Consider the following 4512-nt stretch of genomic DNA (forward strand, 5'->3'; position numbering starts at 1 on the left):
TGATCAGATTATTAATATTTATCAAAAAACTCAGCATAAACGCCAGCCTATACCTACTATTTATGATTAACGCTGATTAGTAGATAGCAAATTATAATTAGCAAAATCCATTTTTTTTAACTATACCTAATTTACAAGGAAGTTAATAAAAATGGATTTTTTATGCTTAAAATTATTTACTCTGTTATCTCAAATCCCAGTATTAAAGGTTTCACTCTTATAGAATTAATGGTTTCAATTTCTGTTACGTCAATACTTGCTGTAATCGCCGTTCCTAATTTTAGTAATTTCATTGTTAAAATTCGTGTTAACAATGAAATATCTCAATTACATCGTATGTTACTAATAACAAGGAATACAGCCATTAATAGTGGTCATAAAGTAATAATATGTCCATTAGATAATAACTCTCAATGCACAACTCAATGGCAAAACAAATTGAGTGTTTTTGTTGATGTTAATAACAATAAATTGTTTGATGTTAACGAAAAGGTGATCAAAGTAAGACCCAAAATAACATCTGGTGATGCACTTATTTATGGAAAAAAGAGAAATAAAATAACGTTTAAACCAACAGGACAACTAAGTGGCCTAGCCAATGGTACCTTTAGGTATTGCCCTCAAAGTCACAAAAAATATTCTAGGGGGATTGTTGTTGCACGCTCTGGCAGAGTCTATCAATCAAGCGATATTGATAATGACGGTATTGATGAAAATAGAGGAAATAAAGAAATCAACTGTGACTAAATAATAGACTAATCAAAAAACGACTACTGGCGAAATAAACAATAAAATGATATAAACATTATAACATCCAAGCAGTATTTCGTGGGTATATCATGAATAAAATTTTAAGAACTTTTCCCCCCTCTTTTCCCTCCGTTCGCCATAAACAAGGCTTTACTTTAATAGAATTAATAATAGCAATTGCTATTGTCGCCATTTTATCTGTGATAGCTCTGCCAAGTATGAGTGATTTTTTAGTTAAGATGCGTGTTGACAATCAAATTACTGAAATGCAACGGTTGTTATTAACAGCAAGAAATATGGCAATTAATACAGGAAAAAACACCACGGTTTGTCCTCTTTCCGGCGGTGCTTGTACTAATAATTGGCATAATGAAATAACTGTTTTTACTAATGGGGATAATGACTATGATGAATATAAGGCACCTTCTGATGAATTTGTTAAAGTAAAAGAAGCAATTAAATCAGGTGATAAATTACAATTTCCTCACACTAGTCTAATTTACAAACCATCAGGGCAATTATTAACTCCTACTATTGCGAGTACTTTTAAATATTGCCCGAAAGATCAAGCTGATAGATCTAGGGGTATTGATGTTTCAATTTCAGGAAGAAGTTATATCAGTTCCGATACTGATAATGATGGCAAAGATGAAGATAGAAGTAGTAACGAAATAGTCTGCAGTAGCTAATCTTATAGCAAAAATTATATCTGTTCCACTTGAAGATGCAGGTTTCAACTAGAACAGATATATATCGAGAATTAACGTGCAGTTTTTGCATCAACTATTTTAGCTCTACTGCCAGTGAAATTGTCTTTTAATAAAACACATTCATCCGCTTTGTAAATTATAACTTTTTGTTTTGAATTAGGAGCCATAACTTTGCGGCCCGTAATAGATTTTGACAAGCTTGATATTTTATTTTGAGATACATTCCAAAAACTAACCATTTCTCCACCACCGACTATCTCCACAAAGCATTTTGCATCTACTTTTTTACTTTCTTTCTCTAACTGCTTTGCTTCTATACCAAAGCTAAAAACCAACATAGTCACTAAAGGTATAAATTTCATAGACGTTATTCTAAAAATATTCATATTATTTCTCCCAACATGCTGTAGGCGTTTTAGCTCCTATTTGATCAACAGTAAGTGTGGTGCAACCTGAATCATTGGTTTGATTACTTTGAGCTTCGGCTTGTAAGATAAATGTCGTTGCTGTTTTATCTGACACAGAAATAATATAATTTTCTGAATCAGTGTTTATTGTTACTGTGCTTTTGCCCAAACCTTTCATATCAGCAGAATAAGCTCGACTATCAACAAATACTTGCTCTTGTAAATTAGCATAACGTAATAACTCACGCTGTGCCTCAGTACGATTCGAACGAAGAACAAAATCTGAATACGAAGGGTAAGCAACAGCGGCTAAAATACCGACAATAGCGACAGTAATCATTAATTCTATTAAAGTAAAACCATAGCTTTTAGTCTGTTTACTCATAATATATGTTCCATAACATTAAATTGCAGTCTTTATATTATTGTTCTTCTGTAACATAAAGGTAAGTACGCATTGTTTTAAGCGTAAAATCTACAGGAATAATAGCATCACCGACAATGATATCCCCTAAAATATTTGATTTAGGATCACTCGGATCCTCTGGTAATACAATTAAAGTAGGCGATCCTAAGAGTTCACTATTAATATCTATATAGCGCTGATCATCACCACGTACATTTTCAGTGATTTTATGTTTTTTGATCCCTAACGCTAGATCAACAGCGAGTAGTGAGCCAATTCCGGTTGGCGGTTTGCATCCTTCTAACTCCGCAGCAAAGGCTGGTGGTGTGTAAGTGGTAAAGTAAGCAACACCATTAATGACAAGCGCTTCCGCGCTACTTTTTTCACCCGTATTATTTAAATCTATATACCATCCTGATTTGGCACTGACATTGATCTGTAAAGTTTCTAAAGCTTGGCTAGTCATTGTCGCCATATCCTTAAACGGGTCATCGGTATAATTATACAAATCAGCTTTAACAATCACATTTGGTGTGGCCGGACTGGTCGATGCAGAAAAAGTTTGCGTTTTTATATATTCATCCTTAACCATAAAAACACTATCAGTAGTATCTTGGCCTAACGGGTTAGACCTGTCGCCACTACCAATAAGAATAGCATCATAAGGAATTTCTTGATGAACGCTAATCGTTTTAGTTGTACCACTCTCATCTATTATTGTTGTTTCTACAGTTTCAGAGATAAAGGTTCGTACAATTGAGGGTTCATAAAAGAAACGCTTATCGGTCCCATTGGTTGTGCCTCCTAAACTTGCTAATTTAAAAACAGAAAAATCGGTTTTAGTATCACCTGGCATATCCACACGCCAAACATTCCCCCCCGTGTCACCTACATATAAGCGATCGGTTAAGCCATTACCTGTACTGTCTAACAAACCAACACCCGAAGCAATGCTATCCGTACCAGCAAAAGTAGTATCTCCACCTGATGGTGCCATACTCCATTTCAAAACACCCGTTGCTGCATCTACCATATACACCGCATTACCTTTGAGATCAGTAGTACTCGGACCATCATTGTCTTTATTTGTATCATAACCACCACCAATAAAAATGACAGGGCTTGCAACATCACCTGAAACATTAAGCTTTGAATAGCCAACTTTAGGTTTAGACCAAGACTGTCCTAACAAACTAAAATCAGGAGTAATATTATCTATTTTCCACATTAATTTTGGTGCAACATCAGGGTCACTAATATCTAAAGCATAATATGAGCTGCCACCACGGCGTAAACCAAAGAAAATCCAAGCAGTATCATTGCCATTAATGACTCCATCACCACTGATATCATTTAATAAAATAGTAATTTCGCCATCAATACCGTAAATTTTATCAACTGAAGAGTAATTATCTCGTAAGCCTTTAATATTATTAACAAACTCTTTAGGCATAAAAGCCCAGTTTTCTTTTACCGTAGTGCCACTATCTTCGAACATGTGTAAAGCACCCGCATTAGTACCCACAACAATTCTGATGCTGTCGCCATAATTAACAACTAAAGGCTTAGAATGTAGTGGATCACCAAAAACATCGTTACGCATATCGGTGGTACTTTTATCATTGTCATCATCATCGACATCCATGCCTTTGGCCCAATTGATCATTTTATCAATTTCACCACTTTCAATGTCAGTACCATCGCTATCTGTCGCACCGGCTACTCCCAATTCAGAAGCAAGACCTGCTTGGTTGGTAAAAGCACTTTCTAAATGTGTACGATCAAAGGCGATTAAAGCGCCTTTACCACTGTCTAAATAAACTGTTCTATCACTTACTTGTTTGGTCTTGAACCATGCTGCAACCCCCCCTTTACTGACAGTATCGCCATCAATACTTGGTGACCAGTAACTTTTTACTGTGGGACAAAATGTTCTAATTCCATCTTCATTTTCACAGATAGCTTTAACACCACCGACGCCGGTTAATTCACCATTTACCGCTTTATATTTTTTTAAATTCCCTTGCCATCTAGGACTATTTTGAGGGTCAAACATAGCATAATAAACTGAATCTAACGTTTGAGTTCTGTCAAAATTATTCGCAGCAACAGAGGCTGATGTTAAGCTGTCGTTACCTGGTTCAAGCCCACCTAATATATTAGTTAAAGCTGTAGTTAAGTCTAGGCCAGTTTGAGCAAAAATAAATTCACCTTGACCTCGAGTTGCTGTTTCTTCTAA

The 4512-nt window shown here is 35.4% G+C and carries 5 protein-coding genes; 2 read left to right on the forward strand and 3 right to left on the reverse strand.

Annotated elements, in window-relative coordinates; genetic code table 11:
* The first annotated feature begins 162 nt into the window (after positions 1-162).
* Positions 163-747, forward strand: coding sequence for a GspH/FimT family pseudopilin (locus ACJAT7_RS17970; RefSeq protein ID WP_415228172.1), 585 nt, complete (start codon positions 163-165; stop codon positions 745-747).
* Between the two features lie 92 nt (positions 748-839).
* A complete protein-coding gene (locus ACJAT7_RS17975) occupies positions 840-1439 on the forward strand; it encodes a GspH/FimT family pseudopilin (protein WP_415228173.1) in 600 nt (199 codons plus the stop codon).
* A 71-nt stretch (positions 1440-1510) separates the two neighbouring features.
* Here ACJAT7_RS17975 and ACJAT7_RS17980 read toward each other — a convergent pair whose 3' ends face one another.
* The 3 genes from ACJAT7_RS17980 to ACJAT7_RS17990 form a co-directional block, all read right to left on the reverse strand.
* Positions 1511-1846 carry a TapY2 family type IVa secretion system protein gene (locus ACJAT7_RS17980; protein ID WP_415228174.1) on the reverse strand — a complete coding sequence of 112 codons (336 nt, stop codon included), beginning with the start codon at positions 1844-1846 and terminating at the stop codon, positions 1511-1513.
* A gap of 1 nt (position 1847) precedes the next feature.
* Positions 1848-2252 carry a type IV pilin protein gene (locus ACJAT7_RS17985; protein WP_415228175.1) on the reverse strand — a complete coding sequence of 135 codons (405 nt, stop codon included), beginning with the start codon at positions 2250-2252 and terminating at the stop codon, positions 1848-1850.
* 37 nt (positions 2253-2289) lie between these two features.
* Positions 2290-4512 (reverse strand): pilus assembly protein (locus ACJAT7_RS17990; RefSeq protein ID WP_415228176.1); only part of this gene is annotated, 2223 nt, incomplete at its 5' end.

This window comes from Psychromonas sp., from assembly GCF_047632995.1.
Lineage (GTDB): Bacteria > Pseudomonadota > Gammaproteobacteria > Enterobacterales > Psychromonadaceae > Psychromonas.

Excerpts from the sequence above, each read along its gene's own strand:
- ACJAT7_RS17970 (WP_415228172.1), top strand. The coding sequence starts at position 163 with ATGCTTAAAATTATTTACTCTGTTATCTCAAATCCCAGTATTAAAGGT.
- ACJAT7_RS17975 (WP_415228173.1), top strand. The coding sequence starts at position 840 with ATGAATAAAATTTTAAGAACTTTTCCCCCCTCTTTTCCCTCCGTTCGC.
- ACJAT7_RS17980 (WP_415228174.1), bottom strand. The coding sequence starts at position 1,846 with ATGAATATTTTTAGAATAACGTCTATGAAATTTATACCTTTAGTGACT.
- ACJAT7_RS17985 (WP_415228175.1), bottom strand. The coding sequence starts at position 2,252 with ATGAGTAAACAGACTAAAAGCTATGGTTTTACTTTAATAGAATTAATG.